Annotated in this window: 21 protein-coding genes; 16 read left to right on the top strand and 5 right to left on the bottom strand. The window is 36.0% G+C overall.

Annotated features, from left to right (window positions below; translation table 11 throughout):
- Positions 1-159: 159 nt before the first annotated feature.
- From AC1W31_RS16845 to AC1W31_RS16820, 6 genes are all read left to right on the top strand, one after another.
- Positions 160-1,452 (top strand): MFS transporter, encoded by a 1,293-nt coding sequence (locus AC1W31_RS16845; RefSeq protein WP_481735651.1) that lies wholly within the window; start codon positions 160-162, stop codon positions 1,450-1,452.
- A 102-nt stretch (positions 1,453-1,554) separates the two neighbouring features.
- Positions 1,555-3,453: a glycoside hydrolase family 88 protein gene (locus AC1W31_RS16840; protein ID WP_481735650.1), complete on the top strand. Its 1,899-nt coding sequence runs from the start codon at positions 1,555-1,557 to the stop codon at positions 3,451-3,453.
- Between the two features lie 35 nt (positions 3,454-3,488).
- Entirely contained in the window at positions 3,489-3,920 is a 432-nt protein-coding gene (locus tag AC1W31_RS16835; protein ID WP_481735649.1) for a nuclear transport factor 2 family protein, read from the top strand.
- Positions 3,921-4,149: 229 nt separating this feature from the next.
- Positions 4,150-6,411, top strand: a complete 2,262-nt coding sequence (locus tag AC1W31_RS16830) for an OmpA family protein (protein ID WP_481735648.1) — start codon at positions 4,150-4,152, stop codon at positions 6,409-6,411.
- Positions 6,412-6,600: 189 nt separating this feature from the next.
- Positions 6,601-6,921, top strand: coding sequence for a hypothetical protein (locus tag AC1W31_RS16825; protein ID WP_481735647.1), 321 nt, complete (start codon positions 6,601-6,603; stop codon positions 6,919-6,921).
- Positions 6,922-6,932: 11 nt separating this feature from the next.
- Positions 6,933-7,604: a hypothetical protein gene (locus tag AC1W31_RS16820; RefSeq protein WP_481735646.1), complete on the top strand. Its 672-nt coding sequence runs from the start codon at positions 6,933-6,935 to the stop codon at positions 7,602-7,604.
- A gap of 71 nt (positions 7,605-7,675) precedes the next feature.
- Here AC1W31_RS16820 and htpG read toward each other — a convergent pair whose 3' ends face one another.
- Positions 7,676-9,496: a molecular chaperone HtpG gene (htpG, locus tag AC1W31_RS16815; RefSeq protein WP_481735652.1), complete on the bottom strand. Its 1,821-nt coding sequence runs from the start codon at positions 9,494-9,496 to the stop codon at positions 7,676-7,678.
- A 304-nt stretch (positions 9,497-9,800) separates the two neighbouring features.
- Here htpG and AC1W31_RS16810 point away from each other — a divergent pair, with 304 nt between their 5' ends.
- The 4 genes from AC1W31_RS16810 (at position 9,801) to AC1W31_RS16795 (ending at position 14,216) form a co-directional block, all read left to right on the top strand.
- Positions 9,801-10,568 carry a PASTA domain-containing protein gene (locus AC1W31_RS16810; protein WP_481735645.1) on the top strand — a complete coding sequence of 256 codons (768 nt, stop codon included), beginning with the start codon at positions 9,801-9,803 and terminating at the stop codon, positions 10,566-10,568.
- A 79-nt stretch (positions 10,569-10,647) separates the two neighbouring features.
- On the top strand, positions 10,648-12,561 hold the full coding sequence (locus AC1W31_RS16805; RefSeq protein ID WP_481735644.1) for a T9SS type A sorting domain-containing protein: 1,914 nt from the start codon (positions 10,648-10,650) through the stop codon (positions 12,559-12,561).
- A 115-nt stretch (positions 12,562-12,676) separates the two neighbouring features.
- Complete coding sequence (locus AC1W31_RS16800; RefSeq protein ID WP_481735643.1) at positions 12,677-12,973, top strand: rhodanese-like domain-containing protein; 297 nt, start codon at positions 12,677-12,679, stop codon at positions 12,971-12,973.
- A gap of 70 nt (positions 12,974-13,043) precedes the next feature.
- Positions 13,044-14,216, top strand: a complete 1,173-nt coding sequence (locus AC1W31_RS16795; protein WP_481735642.1) for a glutathionylspermidine synthase family protein — start codon at positions 13,044-13,046, stop codon at positions 14,214-14,216.
- On the opposite strand, the gene AC1W31_RS16790 is transcribed toward AC1W31_RS16795, so the two are convergent.
- Entirely contained in the window at positions 14,213-14,866 is a 654-nt protein-coding gene (locus tag AC1W31_RS16790; RefSeq protein WP_481735641.1) for a TatD family hydrolase, read from the bottom strand. The genes AC1W31_RS16795 and AC1W31_RS16790 overlap by 4 nt on opposite strands.
- A gap of 89 nt (positions 14,867-14,955) precedes the next feature.
- Between AC1W31_RS16790 and AC1W31_RS16785 the strand changes: the two genes are divergently transcribed.
- The 6 genes from AC1W31_RS16785 to AC1W31_RS16760 all read left to right on the top strand — a co-directional run bounded on the left by AC1W31_RS16785 (position 14,956) and on the right by AC1W31_RS16760 (position 19,557).
- Complete coding sequence (locus AC1W31_RS16785) at positions 14,956-15,939, top strand: YheT family hydrolase (RefSeq protein ID WP_481735640.1); 984 nt, start codon at positions 14,956-14,958, stop codon at positions 15,937-15,939.
- 190 nt (positions 15,940-16,129) lie between these two features.
- On the top strand, positions 16,130-16,612 hold the full coding sequence (locus tag AC1W31_RS16780; RefSeq protein ID WP_481735639.1) for a MarR family winged helix-turn-helix transcriptional regulator: 483 nt from the start codon (positions 16,130-16,132) through the stop codon (positions 16,610-16,612).
- Positions 16,613-16,646: 34 nt separating this feature from the next.
- Positions 16,647-17,429, top strand: a complete 783-nt coding sequence (locus AC1W31_RS16775; RefSeq protein ID WP_481735638.1) for a PhzF family phenazine biosynthesis protein — start codon at positions 16,647-16,649, stop codon at positions 17,427-17,429.
- 6 nt (positions 17,430-17,435) lie between these two features.
- Complete coding sequence (locus tag AC1W31_RS16770) at positions 17,436-17,924, top strand: GNAT family N-acetyltransferase (protein WP_481735637.1); 489 nt, start codon at positions 17,436-17,438, stop codon at positions 17,922-17,924.
- A gap of 65 nt (positions 17,925-17,989) precedes the next feature.
- On the top strand, positions 17,990-18,451 hold the full coding sequence (locus tag AC1W31_RS16765) for a GNAT family N-acetyltransferase (protein WP_481735636.1): 462 nt from the start codon (positions 17,990-17,992) through the stop codon (positions 18,449-18,451).
- A complete protein-coding gene (locus tag AC1W31_RS16760) occupies positions 18,448-19,557 on the top strand; it encodes a hypothetical protein (protein ID WP_481735635.1) in 1,110 nt (369 codons plus the stop codon). Before AC1W31_RS16765 ends, AC1W31_RS16760 begins: the two co-directional genes overlap by 4 nt.
- Here AC1W31_RS16760 and AC1W31_RS16755 read toward each other — a convergent pair.
- Genes AC1W31_RS16755 through AC1W31_RS16745 form a run of 3 tightly spaced genes read right to left on the bottom strand, consistent with a single transcriptional unit; the run spans position 19,541 to position 21,169 of the window.
- On the bottom strand, positions 19,541-20,158 hold the full coding sequence (locus AC1W31_RS16755) for a hypothetical protein (RefSeq protein WP_481735634.1): 618 nt from the start codon (positions 20,156-20,158) through the stop codon (positions 19,541-19,543). The two genes, AC1W31_RS16760 and AC1W31_RS16755, sit on opposite strands and share 17 nt — an antisense overlap.
- A 56-nt stretch (positions 20,159-20,214) precedes the next feature.
- Positions 20,215-20,577 (bottom strand): GntR family transcriptional regulator, encoded by a 363-nt coding sequence (locus AC1W31_RS16750; RefSeq protein WP_481735633.1) that lies wholly within the window; start codon positions 20,575-20,577, stop codon positions 20,215-20,217.
- Positions 20,578-20,581: 4 nt separating this feature from the next.
- Positions 20,582-21,169 (bottom strand): hypothetical protein, encoded by a 588-nt coding sequence (locus tag AC1W31_RS16745; RefSeq protein WP_481735632.1) that lies wholly within the window; start codon positions 21,167-21,169, stop codon positions 20,582-20,584.
- Positions 21,170-21,340: the final 171 nt, after the last annotated feature.

Below are 21,340 nucleotides of genomic sequence, written 5' to 3'. Positions count from 1 at the left end.
CGATATTGAATGGATTGGGCAGATGGTGCAAAATATTTGTTACAACAACGCAAAAGAATATTTCAAATTTTAAGGAGCAATAAAATATGGGTAGAAATGGAAGTAAGTCCTTTCACAATTCTCATTTTCATAATTCTCATTACTCAACGCTAAAAATTCATGCAAACCACAATTGGTAAATATCGCTGGACGATTTGTAGTCTGGTCTTTTTTGCAACAACGGTCAATTATCTTGACCGACAGGTAATTAGCCTTTTGAAGTCTGTTTTATCAACCGACCTAAAATGGGATGATGGTGATTACGCCAACATTGAAATCACCTTCAAGATTTTCTATTCTTTCGGGATGCTCGTTGCAGGAAGTATTGTTGATAAACTTGGCACAAAAAAGGGATATGCTTGGGCAACGGGACTTTGGAGTTTAGCCGCCATCGGACATGCTTTCGCCAGTTCCGCTTTTGGCTTTATGATTGCTCGTGCCGCTTTGGGACTTACAGAAGCAGGAAATTTCCCTGCCGCAATCAAATCAACGGCTGAATGGTTTCCTAAAAAAGAGAGAGCCTTAGCAACGGGTATTTTCAACTCAGGTACTAACATCGGAGCCATCGTTGCACCGCTTTCTGTACCACTTATTGCGGTATATTGGGGTTGGCAATGGGCGTTTATTATTACGGGTTTAATTGGTTTTCTTTGGTTGATTTTATGGAATATTTACTATACTTCGCCAAAAGATTCTAAGAAATTAAGTAAAGAAGAATACGACTATATTCACTCGGATAAAGAAGAAGAAAATATCAAAAATGAAGAAAAAGTGCCTTGGATTAAGCTTTTAGGCTTTCGTCAAACGTGGGCTTTTGCTTTAGGCAAATTCTTGACCGACCCAGTTTGGTGGTTTTATCTTTTCTGGTTACCCGATTTCTTACAAAGTGAATACAAACTTACTTTGCTTCAAATCTCATTTCCAGTAGCGGTAGTTTATATTATTTCGACGGTTGGAAGTATTGGGGGAGGTTATTTACCAATGGCATTAATCAACAGAAATATGCCTGTTTTCAAAGCACGAAAAACGTCTATGTTTATTTTTGCTTTGTTTGTAATTCCCGTTATTTTCTCACAAGTGGCTGGAAAAGTAAATATGTGGTTCGCTGTTTTAGTGATTGGTATTGCCGCAGCGGCTCACCAAGCATGGAGTGCTAATATTTTTACCACGGTTTCGGATATGTTCCCTAAAAAAGCAACGGCTTCAATCGTGGGAATTGGTGGAATGGCAGGTGGTTTAGGCGGTATTTTGTTAACTTGGGCGGTACAAAAAAATATGTTTGTTTACTACCGAAGCATCAACCAAATCGAAACGGCTTATTATATTATGTTCGCTATTTGTGCGGGAGCTTATTTATTGGCTTGGGTGATTATGCACCTCTTGGTACCAAAAATGGACAAAGTAGATATTTAAACATCCGTTTAGTTGATATCAATGAAAGTAGAAGAGCAGAACGGCTCTTCTACTTTCATTTAAAAGAGTATTAATTCTATTTTTTATAAATCTTGTTTATTTATGAGACGTTTTTTTTTCTTACTAATTCTGATTACCTTTTTCCAAACCATTCATGCCCAAACTAATTGGTCGGAGAAAATGGCAAACGCCATGATGGAAATCCATAAGGACTCAATTACCTATAAAGAGGAAGGCAAATTTGCCCGTTGGGATTACGAACAAGCCATTTTATTGAAAGCCCTCGAACGAGTGTGGACGCACACGGGCGATGGAAAATATTATCAATTCATCTTGAAAAATATGGATTCTTACGTCAATGAAAAAGGCGAAATCAGAAGCTACAAAGGTGAACCATTTAACATTGATAACATCACTGGTGGACGGTCTTTGTTGATGCTTTATCGTGAAACGGGCAAAGAAAAATTCAAGTTAGCGGCAGATTTACTGAGAAATCAACTCAAAAACCAACCTCGCACGAAAGAGGGAGGATTTTGGCACAAAAAGATTTATCCAAATCAAATGTGGTTGGATGGTTTGTACATGGCCGAACCATTTTATGCTGAATACAGCAAAGTGTTCAACGAACCTGCCAATTTTGATGACATAGCCAACCAATTTATTTGGATGGAAAAACACGCCAGGGACCCCAAAACTGGACTTTTATATCACGGTTGGGATGAAAGCAAAGAACAAAAATGGGCAAGTAAAACCACTGGAACATCGCCCAATTTTTGGGATAGAGCTTTGGGTTGGTACGTGATGGCAATATTAGATGTATTAGATTCGTTTCCAAAAGACCACCCAAAACGTCCAGAATTGATTGCTATTTATCAAAGATTGATGCCCGCTATTGTCAAATATCAAGACCCAAAAGAAGGTTGTTGGTATCAGGTTGTGGATAAAATGAATGGCAAAGGCAACTATATGGAAGCTTCGGGAACCGCCATGTTTGTGTATGGACTTGCTAAAGGGGTACGGATGGGATATTTAGATAAATCTTATCTTCAATATGCAAAAAAAGGATATCAAGGAATGTTGAAAAACTTTATCACAACTGATATCAAAGGTATTCCGCATTACGAAAAAGTGGTTTTGGTAAGTGGCTTAGGTGGAAATCCTTATCGGGATGGTAGTTATGAATACTACCTAAAAGAACCCATCAGAAGAGACGATTTAAAAGGCGTTGCTCCCTTCATCATGGCGAGTATTGAAATGGAAATTGCAACGGAACAAAGCGTAGGAAAAGGCAAAAATGTGGGATTAGATTATTATTTCAATCATGAATTTAGGAATACAAAAGACGGAAAAACTGAACGCTTTCACTATACTTGGGAAGATGAAAAAGATTCGGGTTATTCGCTTTTAGGTAATATTTTTGAAAACTACGGAGCAACGCTAAAAAGTGTCCCAGAGGCACCAAGAGCCAATAATTTAAAGGGTTTAGATGTGTATATCATCGTTGACCCTGATAATAAAAAGGAAACGGCTAATCCAAATTTCATGGCTAAGGAAGATATTGAAAGCATTGAAAAATGGGTAAAAGCAGGCGGAACTTTAGTGATGTTGGCGAATGATTCTGCCAACGTAGAATTGCCCCATTTCAATCAATTAGCCAAAAGATTTGGCATACAGTTTACGGATAAAAGTGTGAATATGGTAAAAAACAATGTCTATGAACAAGGCAAAGTGATGATACCAGAGAATCACCCAATTTTCAAAGATGTGAAGAAAATCTTCGTTAAAGAATTATCCGTTTTATCGGTAAAAGAACCCGCAAAAGCCTCGGTTTCTGAAGGTAGAAATGTTATTATAGGAGTAGCAAACGTTGGTAAAGGAAGAGTATTTGCCCTCGGCGACCCATGGATTTATAACGAATATCTTAACGGAAAACGCCTTCCGATGGAATTTGAAAACTTTAAGGCTGTCAAAAATTTGGCAGTTTGGTTATTGAAAAAATAATATTGTCTAAAAACGATTAAAACCCCCAAAAACCAATGAAAATACTAATTTTATTATCCTCCTTATTTTTCGTTAATTTTTCCATTATTCAAGCCCAAACTGTCGATGAAACTAAGGTTTCAGCAGTCGTTGAAAACCTTAGAATAGCACTAATTGAACCTGATAAGGCTACTTTAGAAAAAATTACGCACAAAGATTTAAGCTACGGACATTCAAACGGAAATATCGAAACCCAGGCAATGTTTATTGAAGCACTGGTTTCTGGAAATTCAGATTTTAAAACCATAGATTTGACCGACCAAACGGTGAAAGTAGTGGGCTCAACGGCCATTGTAAGGCATAAACTTTCAGCAGAAACCTCCAATAAAGGCGTTGTAGGTACTACTAAACTAAACGTTTTACTAATCTTCCAAAAAATTAAAGGCAATTGGATTTTATTAGCTCGCCAAGCAGCGAAGATTGTTTAGTTTCAGCATTTTTTGAAATGAATTATGAGGTCGTAAAATTAGATAAATGTCTAAATTTTACGACCTTTTTTTTATGTATCCTGAATTTGAACCCATTAAATTATACCTCATAATTCATAACTCACAATTCATAACTCATAATTCTCCATTTCTGGCACGTTATTTGTTTTTCGTTCAGCAACCTTACTGAGTATAGTATCAACTATTCTGCCTAAGAAGCAACCCGATTATGAACAAATTTTTCCACATAGCCTCTGTTGTGGCATTGCTTATTTTACTCGCTTGCGGAAACACCCATGCCCAAGCGAAACTAAAAGCTGCCAATCGTCAGTTTGAAAACCTGAGCTATATTGACGCAATTCGTCTTTATGAGGAGTTTCTTCGTGATGCAAAAGACCCAGTTCAGCGAGGAGAAGGGCTGAAAAAACTGGCTTATTCCTACCGCAAAATGCAGGATTCTCGTAATGCAGAACGTGCTTACGCTGACCTTTTACGTGATTATCCAGACATAGAATCGGAGAATTATCTGTATTATGCCCAAGCATTGGCTTCCAATCAGAAATATAAAGAATCCCAAAAATATTATTCGATTTACGGCGAAAAACAAACGACCGATTTAAGGGCAAGGCGTAATTCCATTGCCTTGATGGATATGGGGCGTTTCTTTCGTGATTCCTCCTCGTATAAAGTTCAATATCTTTCCATCAACTCACGTCAGGCAGATTTTAGCCCCATGTTTTATAAAGGAGGTTTAGTATTTTGTTCTGCCAGAGATGAAACAGGAGCAATAAAAAGAGTATTTGGGTGGAATCAAACCCCATTTTTAGATTTATACTTTGTTCAAGATACTGCACAATTAAGTATTCATAACGGTTTACAAACGGCCCAAGCCCTTGGCGGTATGTCAGCCAGTAATGCCGATATAGCGGTTGTTCCAGAAGGTAAATTGACCAAAATTGAAGAGTTTAGTCGGGTTTTGAATACGAAATATCACGAAGGGCCAATGACATTTTTCAAGGGAGAACAAAAAGTAGTTCTTACCAGAAATAATTATAACAAAGGAAAAGCCCGAGAATCGAAAGATGGTACCAATCGCTTGAAACTTTACACGGCAGATTTAAAAGGTGATACTTGGGGAAATGTCAAAGAAGTCCCCTTTAATTCGGATGAATATTCAACGGGACATCCAGCACTCACGCCCGACAATACAAAAATGTATTTTGTCTCGGATATGCCAGGAGGCTACGGAGGAACCGATTTATACATCGTAGAATATAACGATGGCAATTGGGGAACACCCGTAAATTTGGGAAAAGAAATCAATACCGAAGGCAATGAAATGTTCCCGTATGTGGATGAAGCGGGTAATTTGTATTTCTCATCAGACGGACATGAAGGACTCGGAGGCCTTGACCTTTTTTATGCCGAAATGAAAGAAGGAATTGCCATCAAAGGCGTGACTAATTTAGGCGCTCCTTTGAATTCAGAAAAAGATGATTTTGGCTTAATTACCGATATGGGACGCAATTCGGGCTTTTTTGCATCTAACCGAAAAAGAGGAATTCATGACGATAATATTTACAGTTTCCGAAGAGAATGTCGTCCTTTAAACTTGATTGTTTATGATGCCGCTACCAAAACACCCCTCGAAAACGTGGATATCAGAAGTGTAATCAATGGAGAAAATCAAGATTTGAAAGTTTCGGGCGTGGATGGTTCGACTTCTATTTGCTTACAGTCAGAATCTGAATATGAATTCAAAGCCATCAAAGAAGGCTACCAAATGAATTCAATTACGTACTCGACAAAAAGTAATACGGGGCAACAAACTACCTTAGAAATATATTTAGAGAAATCTAATTCATCCGTTTTGAAAGGCGTTGTGAAGTCAGAATTGAATCAAAAACCAATTTCAGGAGTACAAGTAACGCTTGAAAATCAGAAAGATAAATCCACCCAAACGGTCGTAACAGGTCAAGATGGTGGATATGAATTTGAAGTAAAACCCGGTACAGACCACAAATTAACTGCCACTAAAGACAAATATGCCACAAACAACGAAACTATCGGAAAGGTTGGTAAAAATCCTACTCAGTACCAAAACGTCCAAGGAATGTACGGTGAAGGTGACATCTTCAAACTGAACAACATTTATTACGATTTAGATAAATTTTTCATCCGAAAAGATGCAGCTAAAGAGTTGGATAGAACCGTTTTACCGTTATTGAAAAAGTATCCAGACATGAAAGTTGAGATTCGCTCACATACGGATGCCCGTTCAGGCGATAGCTATAATATGCAATTATCCGACAATCGTGCCAGAGCCGTAGTTGATTATTTGACAGCCCGAGGTATTGATGCAAGCCGTTTAGTATCAAATGGTTACGGAGAAAGCGAGCCAGCCAATGAATGTGTGGATGGTGTGCAATGTAAAGAAAGTCAGCATCAAGAAAACCGCAGAACAGAGTTTAGAATTCTGTCGGTAAAATAGATTTTAGAAAATTATTGAACCTCAACATTCAGTAGTTTTAAAGATAATAATGATTAAAAATACTTTTCATTTTTAGTTTTTTAGGTTAGGTGAATAGTTTTAGAAAAAAGCTCCGTTTTGCGGGGCTTTTTTGTTTTTGCTTATAAATTTTGCTATTTTGCGTTAAATAACTACATAAAATCAAACATTATGACTGGATTAGAAATAAAAGCATTCCAAGCATTGAAAAATCATTTTTCAGATGATGAGGCTACAACAATTGTTGAATACATTGAGAGTGCAAAGGGTATTTCAGAAGAAAGAGCGAAAAATATCTTCATCACCGAGGATAGGCTTACTACTATTTTTTCTACAAAAAAAGACTTGGCTGATTTACGGACAGAAATAAAAACTGATATAGCAGGCTTACGAACTGAAATGGAAAAAGGCTTTAATAATCAAATTAAGTGGATGGTTGGTGTAATGATTGGCACGGCATCTTTGGCTATTGCTATCATCAAATTATTATAAAATATGCTGATATGAATAATATTTCAAAAACTTTTCTGCTCATTTGTTCAATCATTATTTTATTAAGTTGTGCTTATAAAGATAGCCCAGATTTAAACGATAAAAAATTTGGGTTTTCTTGGAATTCTGAACGTGAGAAAAGAAAAATACCATTGATTGAAAAGAGTTGGAAAGGCAGTTTTTCACCAATGGAAGATTCTACACAAAGCGTATTTTGGACTCCCGATGATGATGTTTTATTAGAAAATATGATGAAATTTCCTGAAAAGACGTACCCTCCACAGCATAATCAAAAAGAAATTGTCATTGAAAAAGGTAACAGAGTGAAGGAAGGTGATTTCTACACTAATTTGTTGGGAGAAACTCACTATACATTAACCATCTTTTTTACAAATCTTAATAAGTTCGACAGAGATTCCTCGTATGCAGTTTTATTTGAAGACCCAAATGGTAAAATTTTGAAGAAAATAAATAAACAACAGAGTATTGCTTTTAAAGATAGAACCTTAAAAGATTTTAAAAACCCTAAAATGGCAGCCTATAATAATGCTTTAATGAGTGATATTTATCAAAAATATGTTGATAAGTTTTTGCCTTTACCTGCTCCCAAAGATTTAACATTAATACAAGCGGATTCAATCTTAAAAAAATGGAAAATTGTACAAGATTTACCATTACATTAAATCAAACAAAAAGAGAGACAAAGCCCAGCCTTGTCTCTCTTTTTATTTACACCCGATTTCGAAAAATCGGTTTACAAACTTACCGCAGTACGTTGGATAAATGCTGTTAAATCAGCACCTGTAAGCATATTTTGTGACAATAATGCCAAATCATATACTTGTTTCGCTAATTTCTTTTGCTCCTCAGCATCCGCTGTTTTCAAGATTTTATCAATCGTTGCATGGTTGGCATTTACTGACACAATGTAGTTATTTGGCATATTCCCAAACATACTCATGCCACCTCCGCCACCATTGCGAGACATATCCGCCATACGACGCATAAATTCGTTTTGGGTAATCACCGCTGGTAATTCATCCACTGGCATTGCTTCCAAATTTACCACCTTCGTTGTGTCATTTATTACCGTGTCAAAAATCTTTTTCACCGTTTCTTTATCCGTTTCTGAAAGCACTGATTCTAAGGCAATTCCTTTGTCAATCAATTTCTCAACGGTATCAGCATCCACACGTTTTAAATTAGTTTTCACCAATTTTTGCTCCAACATATTGATAAAATGACTGTCCAAAACCGTATCTAATTTCAAGACATCATAACCACGTTTCTTGGCCGATTGAATAAAACCGTCTTGCCCTTTCACGTCGTTTGTATAAAGATACGTTACATTTTCGTCCTTATCCGTCTGATTCGCTTGCACAGATTCAGCGTATTCATTCAACGTAAAATACTTTCCGTCAACGTTTTGCAATAAACAATAATCTTTAGCACGTTCATAGAATTTATCATCCGAAATCATACCGTATTTGACAAAAATACCGATATTTTCAAATTTCGCCTCAAATCCTTCACGGTCTGTTTTGAATAAATCACCTAATTTATCCGCCACTTTTTTCGTGATGTACGAATTAATTTTCTTCACATTGCCATCCGCTTGCAAGAAACTACGAGAAACGTTTAATGGAATATCTGGCGAATCAATTACGCCGTGCAACAACATCAAGAACTCAGGTACCACGTCTTTTACTTCGTCCGTAATAAAAACTTGGCGACTGTATAATTGTATTTTTTCACGTTGAAGCTGTAATTCATTTTTCACTTTCGGGAAGTATAAAATCCCCGTTAAGTTAAATGGATAATCAACATTTAAGTGAATCCAGAATAATGGTTTTTCAGAATATGGATATAATTCTTCGTAGAATTTCAAATAATCTTCGTCCGTTAAATCAGCAGGTGATATTGTCCAGATTGGCGCCGGATTATTGATAATTTTATCCATAAATTCAATCTCAATCGGAAGGAATTTACAGTATTTATCCAAAACCTGCTTGATTCTGAACTCTTCCAAGAATTCCAAAGAGTCTTCCGCAATGTGCAGAATCATATCAGAACCACGACCTTCACGAGTAGCCTCGGTGATTTCAAATTCCGTTGAACCATCACAAGTCCATTTAACGGCATCGGTATTTTCTTGGTAAGATTGTGAAATAATATCCACTCTCTCCGCTACCATAAAAGCCGAATAAAAGCCTAAACCAAAGTGTCCAATAATGGCTTTTTCATCGCCTTTATCTTTGTACTTTTCCACGAATTCAGTCGCTCCCGAAAACGCAATTTGGTTGATATATTTCTTAATTTCCTCGGCCGTCATACCCAATCCATTATCTGAAATGGTAATCGTTTTAGCTTCTTTATCGAAAGAAACTTTCACTTTCAATTCGCCCAACTCACCCGCATATTCACCAATAGCAGCCAAACGCTTGATTTTTTGCGAAGCATCCACAGCGTTTGAAACTAACTCACGAAGGAAAATCTCGTGGTCGGAATAAAGGAATTTCTTAATAATTGGAAAAATATTCTCGGTATGAATCGAGATATTGCCTTTCTCTTGCATAGTCATTTTGTCACTTTTTAGATGAATAATACTCAAATATTGATGTTGTACAGGTTTGCAAAAAGAATTCCAAAGGGACTTTGTAGGACAAATTGGCAGAGATGATATTTTGCTCGACATCTTATGGAATACGGATTTAAAGGATTAGACACAGATAAACTTTAGATAAATCCGTGTCTAATCTATTAAATCCATATTCCATCAAATCCTGTAAGAAAACTTTGTGAACCTTTCTGTCTAATTTAAACCTTAAAATTTCTAAATTGCGAATAATTACGAAATCGAAATCATTTAAAATTATATAATGAAAATTTCAACCAATTCAAAAAAGGACGTATATACCCACATTACCATCATTATTTTATTGTTGTTGGTGCTATTTTTTGGCTTCTTCTTCCTTTATTTACCTTGGAGTACCAACCACGGAGAAGCGATTACGGTACCTAATTTAAAAGGCTTGTCGATGGAAGAAGCCGAAGACCTTCTGGACGACAGAAATCTCGATTTTGAGGTAACCGATAGCACTTTTACCCTTGGAATTAAACCGTTAACGGTACTTTCGCAATATCCTTTAGAAAATTCAAAAGTGAAGCAAGGTCGGAAGATTTATTTAACGATAAATACCGAAACGGCCCCTATGATAAAACTGCCTAAATTGACCGAAATGTCGGTTAGAAGTGCTGAACAACAATTATTGGTTTCGGGTCTATTGAAACCAGATTTAGAATATCAAAATGACATTCGTGAAAATGAAGTATTAGAAGTTAAATATCAAGGTACGAAAATGGAGGCTGGTACGTTAATTGCAAAAGGTTCAAAGATTACGCTCGTAATTGGAAACGGAACGGGCAATGTAGAAATAGATGTGCCATGTGTGGAAGGCAAAGGCTTTGACGAAGCTCAGATAATCATTAAAGGTTCGGGTTTGCAAATCGGAACGATAATTTATGACCCCGCTTCTACCGAACCCGCAGGAACCGTTTTCCGACAAAATCCAGCGTGTAGTGAAGGAGGAAAAATTCGTTCGGGCGAAATGATTGATATTTGGGTAGCGGGCGAACAACCAAATTGAGGTACTAAGTTCTGTATTCTTAGTACTGAGTTTATCAAAACTTAATAATGAGAATACAGAATTTATATAGAAAATAACAATGAACAGATTTACCAAAAACTTCCTTTTTCTGGCTCTACTCCTTTCAATATTCTGTCGGGTTTCATTCGCTCAATTTCAAATAATTCCTTTAAAAAGTACAGAAAAACTCAAACCTTCTTCTGCTAAAATAACGGCATTAGGCTTGCCTTTTTTTGATGATTTTTCCACTTCTATCAATCGCCAAGACCTTTCAAAATGGCAAAAAGATGGTGGCGTTTTTATCAATAATACTTTCACCAATAATCATCCAACGCTTAATATAGCCACTTTTGATGGACTTAAAGCCGATGGAACACCCTACGATTTCGTCAATCCTCTTTCTGAAGGACCAACCGATACGTTAACTTCTTTACCCATAAATTTATCAGGAAAAACCCTCGCTGATTCCCTTTATCTGAGCTTTTTTTATCGTGGACAAGGACTTGGTGACAAACCCGAATTAAGAGATTCTTTGCGATTACAATTTTTAACCAATGGTAATATTTGGCGAACCGTTTGGATAGATTCTGCTACAACCGTTTCGGATAAATTTGTGCAGGCTTTTATTCCAATTCGGGCAAACCTTTATTTCCATACAGGATTTCAATTTCGTTTTCAATCCTTTGGCCGACAGTCGGGACAATTTGATGTTTGGCATTTGGATTATGTATATTTGGATGGAATAAAAAACGTGTTGAAAAGTGGGGAAATATTAAGAAATAGAAGTGATAAAAATCCGCTAACAAAGGAAGTTACCGCCATTTATACCCGTGATTATGCCACTCGAAATCCGACGACAAGTCTCTTGAAAAATTACTCTGCAATGCCAATGAGGCAATTTTTAGCAAAGCCCGAGAATGAATTAGCAGACAGTGTTAAAAGCGATATCAGCAATCTTTTCAACAATGATTTGCTACTTTATCCAAATTATTCGGTTAAAAATTTAGTGAATGATTTAACCATTCAAAAAAAGGATTCAATCGCTACTTTTGTCCCAAGAAAATCATTTGCAACCTTACAAGTTAAAAATTTATTGGACATTAATTTGTTAAAAAGAGATACCACAAAGGCATATTTGAAAGTAAAATTTGATGTAAAATCGGGCGATGCGGCTATTTTTACGGTCAATGATACCATCAGTAGATACGTTGATTTGAATAATTATTACGCCTACGATGACGGAACGGCGGAACAAGCGGCAGAAATCAAAAAAGGCTTTGGACGAGTGGCGGTACAATATATTGTCAACAAACCTGATGCAGTTTCTGCCATTAGAATTAACTTACAACCTACCGTTAAGAACATTGCAAAACAGCGGTTGACTTTTCAAATATTAGCAAATGATAAAGGCAAAATTGGTAGAATTTTAAAGACTATTTCGGATACTGCGAATGTAGTTAAATATTCAACTACGCCAAATTCGTTTGTAGAATACAAAATTGACCCTGTTGCGGTTAGGGACACATTTTACGTAGGCTTTATTCAATTTACGGATGATGAGCCTCTTGCCATTGGTTTGGATGCTAATACCCCACAATTTGCGAATAAACATTATTACAACATCAGCAACGAATGGATACAAGTTCCAAAGGCGGATGCTCCACAGATTAGTAGTACCTTCATTCCGATTAAAGGCAGTTTGATGATTCGGCCAGTGATGTTGGGGAAGACAATTCCCTTAAAACCGCTGGCAACGGAAGAGGAAATTCAAGATAAAAACTTAGTAATTTCGCCTAATCCATCCACTGGCATTTTTAGATGGAACGATATAAGTTTGAAAAATGTGGATGTGTATGATGTATCAGGAAGAATTATTTTTCAAGAACGTACTGACAATCAGGAAGTTAATCTTCAAAATTTACAGACCGGTATTTATTTTTTGCGACTTTCAAATGAAAAAAATACCTTTGTTCGGAAGATTATAAAAGAATAGAAATATGCGCTTTGAGCGATGAGCAAAGCGCTATTCCAAAATTGTAATATATTTCAATAACTAAGCTGTATCATTTAGCTCAATGCTGATGGCTCACAGCTCAAAGCTAAATAAAATGGATATAACGGTAGAAGAATTAAAAGAAAGACTCGACAAAGGTGAAGACCTGAATTTCCTCGATGTGCGTGAGGATTATGAGTATGAAGAACAAAATCTTGGCGCAAAATTGATTCCTTTGGGTGAATTACCCGATAGAATTGAGGAAATTGAAGATTGGAAAAATAGCGAAGTAATTGTGCATTGCCGTTCGGGTGCAAGATCGGGAAGAGCAAAATCATTCATGGAATCGCAAGGATTTACCAATGTTCGCAATGTAACTGGCGGAATTTTGGCCTATAACGCATTGGATTAAATTATACTAACAAAAGATAGAAAGCCTGTAAAATACAATTTTACAGGCTTTTTTGATAAAGAAGAAAAACATGAACTTCAAAAAACTTAGCATCTCTCCCACCCAATCCATCCAAAATGCAGGATACGATTGGCTTTTAGGCGAAAATACGCTTCCATACGTCACCAACGAAATGATTGAAGTTTCTGAAAAAGAAGCCGAAAATTATTACGAAGCCGCCAAACAGTTATACGAAATGTTCATCGAAGCGGCGCAATACGTAATTGATAACGAACAATTTACCGCTTTAGGAATTCCTGAAAATTTGATAGAAATGGTTAAATATTCATGGGAAAATGATAAAAATTGGCATCTCTACGGTCGTTTTGATTTGTCGGGTGGCTTGGACGGAAAACCCATTAAACTCATTGAATTCAATGCCGATACCGCCACTTGCATTCCCGAAACCGCAACCGTACAATGGGCATCTTTGAAGGCAAATGGCTTGGATGAAAGTTTACAATTTAATACTCTTTTTGAGTCATTGGTCAGTCAATTTAACGAACTCAAAAAGCAAAATCCAGCATTTGAACCAACACTTTTGATTTCGACGATGGAAGGTTATCCAGAAGACGATACCAATATGCAAATTTTGGGCGAAGCCGCCGAAGAAGCAGGTTTTGAAGTAACTTTTGAACACATAGAAAACGTCGAATTTTCGGTAGAACAAGGCATTTTTCAGCAAAATGAAGATGGAAATTTTACGAAATATGATTATTGGTTTAAGCTCGTTCCTTGGGAATATATCGGTTGGGACGAACCCGAATTAGCAAAAATCTTAACGGACATCGTGAAGCACAAAAAAGCCCTTGTGATGAATCCAGCCTATACTTTGTTGTTTCAATCGAAAGGAATTTTGAAGGTTTTATGGGATTTATTTCCGAATCATCCACTTTTATTGGAGACCGACAACCAACAATTGGTCAATAAATCTTGCGTAGAAAAAGTATTATTCGGACGAGAAGGAGCAAATGTAAAAATCCTTTCGCCCATAGGCATAACGCTCGAAAAAACGGAAGGAGATTATTTTGAGCAAAAGGTTATTTACCAAGAATACACCGAATTTTTGAAAGACAATGCGGGCAAATATTACCAAGCAGGCGTATTTTTTGCGGGCGAAGGCGCTGGTTTGGGTTTTAGATGTGGCGGAAAAATTATTGATAATAAAGCACAGTTTTGTGGGCATTTGGTGGTGGAAAATTAAAATTTCCACCCAAAAAAACCATCAAAATTCACCTTCATTTGCGTTTTCAATTCCTCCAAATCAATATTTTTAATTTCAGCCATAAGTTGATAACGCTCCATAATTGTTAGCGAATATTCACTATCAGTTTCGAGAAAATAATGGTCGGCGGGAAGAAATTGGAGCATTTCCACAAAACTGTCGTTCATTTGTCGCAAAGGACTCACGGAAAGCATAATTCCTTGGTCAATCAATGATTTTGCCAATTGCTGGTTCCTCCGAAAACCGTGAATTACCCAAGGCGTTTTTCCGTATTTTTTCTTAAAATTTAACACTTGGTCGTATTGCCTCACGCAATGCACAATCACAGGAACGTTGTTTTTATTGGCAAGCATAATGTGCTGATAAAAAACTTCCTCCTGTATTTCCTTGGTTGCCCCTTTCAATTTATCAAGCCCACATTCACCAATTCCTAAGCAATATTTATCGGATAAAAGTGTTTCCATATTCTGCAAATCTGCTTCAGAAAGTACGTCATTTGTCCACCAAGGATGATGTCCAACTGTGAAATATTCGCCTTCATATTTTACGGTTTTGTGCATAGAAATAACTTCCAAAACATTCGAATCGGTAGGGTAAAGATGTTTATGCGTATGAAAATCTATGTACATTTTGAGGTTTTAAGGATTGAGTCCATTCTTGAACGAATAACCTTTTTTGCTTGTTTAAAGTTTATCCTAAAATCAAATAATTCAACAAAATGCCCATTTTACAATCCTCTTATCTACCTTCTCGAATTTGGCGAAATCCGCACGTTTCAACCATTTATCCAAGTGCTTTTCGTAAAGTCGAGGGAGTAAATTATATCCGTGAAAAATTAGCCTTATCAGACGGGGATTTCTTGGATTTAGATTGGTCAAAATCAGCTGAAAACAATTCAAAACTTGCTATTTTTACGCATGGATTCTTAGGAAATTCAACTCGCCCTTATTTATTGGGAGGCGTAAAATCCTTTAATTTAGCCAATTACGATGCTTTAGCATGGAATCATCGGGGATTGGGTGGTGAAAACAATCGCTTTGAAAAGATTACTACCCATGGTAGTTCTGGAGATTTGGAAGAAGTTATTAATTATGTTTTAGCTCAAGAAAAATACACTGAAATCATCTTAGTTGGCTACAGCAAAGGGGGAAATATCTCGATGAAATATGCGGGTGAAAAATCGTCAAATATTCCCAAAGAAATCAAAAAAATCATTGCCATTTCATCGCCAACGCATTTACAAGGAAGCGTCGATGTGATGGGCAAAAAAGGATTTTATACGGAACGTTTTAAATCAAAACTATTAAAATTTTTGTTAAATCGCTCAGATTTAATTGATAGTGAGGCACTTAAAGATTTTCCTAAATTCAAATATTTGGATGATTTTACGGATAATTATATTGCTCCTCTTCATGGGTTCAAAGATGGACGGGATTATTACGAACAATGTGCTGCGATGCACGTAGTGGATAAAATCCGAGTACCAACGTTAATTTTGAATGCCAAAAATGACCCGGTTCTGTCGGAAAGTTGTGCGATGTTAGAAGTAGCGAAAAATTCGGATTATATATTCTCAGAACTGCCAAATCATGGGGGGCATTGTGGTTTTTATCAACCAAATTCCGATGGACTTTATTGGAGTGATACACGGATGATAGAGTTTGTTGAACAACATGAACGTTTTGGTCAGAATAAAGATTGATAACATTCGACTTTGAGTAATACCAGTTGTAAACCAAAAAGCCACTTCTAAAAAAAGGAATGACTTTTTGGTTTTTACAAATATTATTTTCAATTTTGCGTAATCAGTTACGTAATTAGTTACTAAAAAAATTAGGCTATACGAACATCAAATAACAAAATCGAACCGAAGCGTCGGTCGCAACGAAAAAATGGATTTATTAATTGAGTTAGGAGCATTAGCCTTTGCCAGTCGCATGAAACGGATGAGTGAAATTGGTATGCAAAGTGTGGCAGATGTTTATCAATTTTATGGAATTGACTTTGAGGCAAAATACTTTCCATTATTTTATTATTTATCCCAAAAAGAAGAAGCGAGTATTATGGAAATAGCTGATATTCTAAAAGTTACGCACCCTGGAGTTATTCAAATTGCTAAAGAATTAGAAAAAAAAGGATTAATAATTTCCAAAAAATCAGCCGAAGATGCCCGAAAACGTAACTTAAAATTATCTAAAAAAGGAAAGATCTTATTACCCAAACTTCAAAAAATTTGGGCGGATGTAAAAGAAGTAAATACCAACCTTTTTGAATCCAGAAAACATAATATTTTGCTTGCCTTGAAAGAACTTGAAGACGCTTGGGAAGAAAAAAGTTACTTAGAGCGCTTCAAAGAGTTTCATAAATTAACGTAAGATAATTTTCCAAAAATCGTAAATCAATAAACAAATGCAATTAAAAATCTATCAATTAGACGCTTTCACCGACAAAGTTTTTGGTGGAAATCCAGCCGCAGTTATTCCCTTAACCAGATGGCTTTCAGACGAATTAATGCAGAATATTGCTTTAGAAAATAACCTTGCCGAAACCGCATTTTACGTTCCAGTAGGTGATAGATTTCATATCCGTTGGTTCACACCTACTGTTGAAGTGGATTTGTGCGGACACGCCACTTTGGCAACTTCATATCAAATTTTTCACTATGAGAATTATTCAAAATCAATCATAGAATTCAATTCAAGAAGTGGCATTTTGAAGGTTGAAAAGCAAGGAGATTTATTAGAATTAGACTTTCCGATGGATAAATTACAGCCTGCCGAAACGCCCCAAGCACTGATTGATAGTTTGGGAATAACACCCCGAGAAACATTTAAAGGCTTGACAGATTATATGCTCATTTTTGATTCAGAAGCGCAAATAAAAGCATTCATGCCTGATTTCAGAAAAATGGCAGAGGTTGATTGTCGTGGTGTAATCGTTACGGCAAAAGGAATTGAGGTGGATTTCGTTTCAAGATTCTTTGGACCCAATTCTGGCGGAGATGAAGATCCTGTAACGGGTTCGGCACATACAAGTCTGACTCCTTATTGGGCAAAAGTCTTAGGCAAAAACGAATTTAATGCTCGTCAAATTTCAGCAAGAGGCGGTGAATTAGCTTGTAAATTAGTGGGCGAAAGAGTAAAAATTGCGGGAAAAGTAGCTCCTTATTTAGTGGGAGAGATAAATGTGTAATAAAAAATGACCATGATCACAATACAACCATTTGAAAATCAGGATACTGACCATATCGTAAACCTGATTTTAAACATACAACAAAACGAGTTTCAAGTACCAATCACTATCAATGAGCAACAAGATTTACTCAACATTCCCAGTTTTTACCAACACGGAAACGGTAATTTTTGGGTAGCAAAATCTGGTGAAGAAGTGGTGGGAACAATTGCCTTAATTGATTGTGGCGAAAATATTGGTACAATCAGAAAAATGTTCGTCAAAAAAGAATTCAGAGGAAAAGAATACGGAATTGCCCAAAAATTATTGGATATTTTGGAAGAATCTTCTCGTGAAAACAACATAAAAAACCTTTATCTTGGCACGCTGGAAAGACTTCAAGCCGCCATTAGGTTTTACGAACGAAACGGATTTACTTTAATTGAAAAACAAAATTTGCCATCTGTTTTTCCTTTAATGCCCGTTGATACGCATTTTTTTGAAAAAGAAATTTAGAAAAACACTGGTTCAAGTCTCCAGACTTGAACATTACTGAGCCTTCAGGCTTAAACGAAAAAATCATGGAAAAATCAATACAAATCTTTGAATATCAGGAAGTTTACAAAGAAGACTTCAAAAGAATCAACGTTGAATGGATTGAAAAATTCTTCACCGTTGAACCTCATGATTTAGAGCAATTGGACGACCCTCAAAGTATTATTAATGAAGGTGGACAAATTTATTTCGCCAAATTAGGAGAAGAAATTGTGGGAACTGCCGCCCTTGTTCACGATGGAAACAATGACTATGAACTGGCTAAAATGGGCGTTTCTCCCAATGCACAGGGCTTAGGTTTGGGCAAAAAACTTTGTATAGTAGCCATTGAAGAAGCAAAAAAACGCAAAGCAAAATCATTGTATTTACGTTCAAATCGTTCCCTTACACCCGCAATTTCCATGTATTTAAGCGTTGGATTTGTGGAAGTTCCTTTGGATGCTTCCCATTATAAAAGAGCAAATATAAAAATGGATTATCCGTTATGATAGACGACCTCATACAAAAAATTGTATATTTACAAGATACCGCCAATCGAAAATACTTCCCAAAAGGCATTTTTGAGTCGTATCGAAGTAATAAATACCTTCACTATCAGCGCCCAGATACGAATGTTTTTTTTACAGCAATTACCGTTTTTACACTCAATAATATCAAGGAATTTTTATCGCCTGAATCGCAAATGTTAGTTGAACAAATTACTAAAAAAGCTGTTCGTAGTTACCCATTATTCAAGAATAAAGATGGATTAAATACGTATAATTTCTTTCAAACAAATCCTTCGCAACACTTTCCACACGGTAACATTCTGCACCGTTTCAATCACTTCAAAATTCCCGATGATATTGATGACACAGCCATGATTTACATGACGCTTCCGCATACAAAAGAAGAAGCTAAGTGGCTACAAACCAAATTAATAAGTCATTCAAATAACTATAGAAATGAAATAAAAAACGTTTTCCCAGCATACAAAAATCTGAAAGCTTATTCAACGTGGTTTGGCAAAGACATGTACATAGAATTTGACGCTTGTGCTTTGTCAAATATGCTTTATTGCCTATTATCTTTCGGTCTGGAATTAGACGAATACGGGCATGATTCTGTAAAATATATTCAACAAATTATTCTTACAAATCAACACATTGAACAACCTTTTCGGGTGGCTCATCAATACGCCCGCACGCCACTGATTATGTACCATGTCATGCGACTGATGAATAAATTTCACATTTCCGAATTAGAAATTTGTCGTGAAAAATTAGAAGCAGACATTTTGTATTATTTAAAGAATAAGGGTTTGGAAATAATGGATAGAATTTTGTTAGAAATTGCTCTCGGACGAGTTGTCTGTGAGGACACATACAACGGCATAAATAGTAAAACCAATATAAATAAAAACGACGTCAAGATTCCTAATCTTAACGTCGTTGATACAAATTCTCCATTTTTTATCGCTGGCCTTTTAACGGCCTACGAAAATCCGATACTTTATAAAATCTCATCTTCTAAACTATTCCATATAAACTGGACTTGTGAAGCCCATTCCTTGGCTTTATTAGCAGAATGGATGGTTGCTACTTCAAAAACGTAGAAGGATTTCCAGTAATAGTAACTTCACAACTATCCCCCAAAATAATATTTTTAGCAAGAATGTTCGAGTAGTTAAGATTCAAGATAGAGTGCTTCGGCAAAGTAAGATTCAATAGCTTTATCTCACTCTCTTTCATCGAAATTTCCGTTTTTTCTTTACTCTTAATATCTACTTTATCAAAATGACATTTTCTAAACTCAACGCTACTATTTTTAAGTGATGTTATGACAAAATCTCCTGATTGAAAAGTGCTATCAATGTAAATGGGCGTACCATCTTGATAATTTAATCTAAGCTTTTTAGTAATCGACATGGTGGGTAATTGGGGCGTATAAATCGTTACATTTCCAATATCTCCAATTCTCAAGTTAGCCATATCTCCTTGATAATCAATACGAAGCGAATCTTTATCTGTTTTATTCAGGACAATTTCATATTTTTCACCATGCTTAAAAGTTACATACGAAGTATAAAAAAGATTCAAGTATTTCATGGCTTTTAAGTCGATTCTCAATTCATTTGCCAACGGATTTGCTAAGGCTTTTTGATACGCTCCACGCATCACAAAAGCGTAAGAAAATATTCCCAAAAAACGATACAAATTCCAGTACCGATTAATAATTTATTTGATGTTTTCATATTATTTTCTCTTAAACGTTAAACTGCCTTAAACTCCTCGAATCTATCTTTTAATTCCTTGAAATCAATTCCCAATAATTGAATATTCTTGAAAAATAACGGCAAATCGTTCTGTAAAAAATCATCCTTTTTGAAAGCCATTACTTTCTCCACCGCTTCATCCGAAACAAAATATCCCATACCTCTTTTCGTGAAAATAATATCTTTTTGCTGGAGGAATTCCACGGTTCTTGCCACCGTATTTGGATTAACTTCTAATTGTACTGCCAACTCACGGACGGATGGAATTTTGTCACCCACCGCCCATTGTTTCAGCAGGATACGCTCGCAAATAAACTCGGCTATTTGGAGGTATATCGCTTTATTGTCTCTAAATTCCATCGCTTTATACTTGTTTTTCTTTAAGTTTGAAATATGCAGTTACCAAAAGAATTAGTGGTAAAACATATATTAAAATAACCCTAAAGATATTACTAAAATTGTCTTTGGTCGGTTTAAGTAACTCCCGACTGTATCCCTTATTTTGAAATTGTTGAGTAATATCATTAAGGAATAATTTGTTACTTAAATACGCAATAATCCCAATTAAAAACAGCAATGCAAAGCCCATAAAAGCTGTTTTAATGTAGGACCGACCTTCAAATTGAGCCGCACCCATCAAAACAAATGTTTGAATAACCAGCCAAAATCCAATAATTTCTCTACCCATTTCCCTTATATTTTTACTATTGAGGATAAAAGTATGAAGTTGGATATTTTTTACTGCTGGTACTTTTAATCCATCTTTTATGTTATTCCCAATCGTCACAAACCCCAAATCAACCACATAAAATAAGGACAAAAACACGATTGGGAGAAGGATAAAAGCATAAAATACGCCCGCTAAAAATTTCTCAAAATGAGAGGCAGGCACTAATAAAAAACTCGTACTACTATTCTTGTCTGAAAGGTCTTTAAATACGTAATTCGTCAAGACTGAACCTCCAAAATAAAAGCTAAGTAACGTGTAAATAATAAGTTGGTCTAATTAATTTTCAAAATATTGTATCTTCGTATTCAATACTGACTTTTAGTTTTATGGAAATTACTCTCGAAGAACGCAATTATTTCAATCAATTAGATGAACGCCAACAACGCTTATATG

This window comes from Arcicella sp., assembly GCF_964672035.1.
Note: the sequence above shows the minus strand (reverse complement) of the source record. Positions and strands in the feature narration are given on the sequence as shown.

Coding starts and splice junctions, on each gene's coding strand:
- AC1W31_RS16845 (WP_481735651.1), top strand. CDS start 160: ATGCAAACCACAATTGGTAAATATCGCTGGACGATTTGTAGTCTGGTC.
- AC1W31_RS16840 (WP_481735650.1), top strand. CDS start 1,555: ATGAGACGTTTTTTTTTCTTACTAATTCTGATTACCTTTTTCCAAACC.
- AC1W31_RS16835 (WP_481735649.1), top strand. CDS start 3,489: ATGAAAATACTAATTTTATTATCCTCCTTATTTTTCGTTAATTTTTCC.
- AC1W31_RS16830 (WP_481735648.1), top strand. CDS start 4,150: ATGAACAAATTTTTCCACATAGCCTCTGTTGTGGCATTGCTTATTTTA.
- AC1W31_RS16825 (WP_481735647.1), top strand. CDS start 6,601: ATGACTGGATTAGAAATAAAAGCATTCCAAGCATTGAAAAATCATTTT.
- AC1W31_RS16820 (WP_481735646.1), top strand. CDS start 6,933: ATGAATAATATTTCAAAAACTTTTCTGCTCATTTGTTCAATCATTATT.
- htpG (WP_481735652.1), bottom strand. CDS start 9,496: ATGCAAGAGAAAGGCAATATCTCGATTCATACCGAGAATATTTTTCCA.
- AC1W31_RS16810 (WP_481735645.1), top strand. CDS start 9,801: ATGAAAATTTCAACCAATTCAAAAAAGGACGTATATACCCACATTACC.
- AC1W31_RS16805 (WP_481735644.1), top strand. CDS start 10,648: ATGAACAGATTTACCAAAAACTTCCTTTTTCTGGCTCTACTCCTTTCA.
- AC1W31_RS16800 (WP_481735643.1), top strand. CDS start 12,677: ATGGATATAACGGTAGAAGAATTAAAAGAAAGACTCGACAAAGGTGAA.
- AC1W31_RS16795 (WP_481735642.1), top strand. CDS start 13,044: ATGAACTTCAAAAAACTTAGCATCTCTCCCACCCAATCCATCCAAAAT.
- AC1W31_RS16790 (WP_481735641.1), bottom strand. CDS start 14,866: ATGTACATAGATTTTCATACGCATAAACATCTTTACCCTACCGATTCG.
- AC1W31_RS16785 (WP_481735640.1), top strand. CDS start 14,956: ATGCCCATTTTACAATCCTCTTATCTACCTTCTCGAATTTGGCGAAAT.
- AC1W31_RS16780 (WP_481735639.1), top strand. CDS start 16,130: ATGGATTTATTAATTGAGTTAGGAGCATTAGCCTTTGCCAGTCGCATG.
- AC1W31_RS16775 (WP_481735638.1), top strand. CDS start 16,647: ATGCAATTAAAAATCTATCAATTAGACGCTTTCACCGACAAAGTTTTT.
- AC1W31_RS16770 (WP_481735637.1), top strand. CDS start 17,436: ATGACCATGATCACAATACAACCATTTGAAAATCAGGATACTGACCAT.
- AC1W31_RS16765 (WP_481735636.1), top strand. CDS start 17,990: ATGGAAAAATCAATACAAATCTTTGAATATCAGGAAGTTTACAAAGAA.
- AC1W31_RS16760 (WP_481735635.1), top strand. CDS start 18,448: ATGATAGACGACCTCATACAAAAAATTGTATATTTACAAGATACCGCC.
- AC1W31_RS16750 (WP_481735633.1), bottom strand. CDS start 20,577: ATGGAATTTAGAGACAATAAAGCGATATACCTCCAAATAGCCGAGTTT.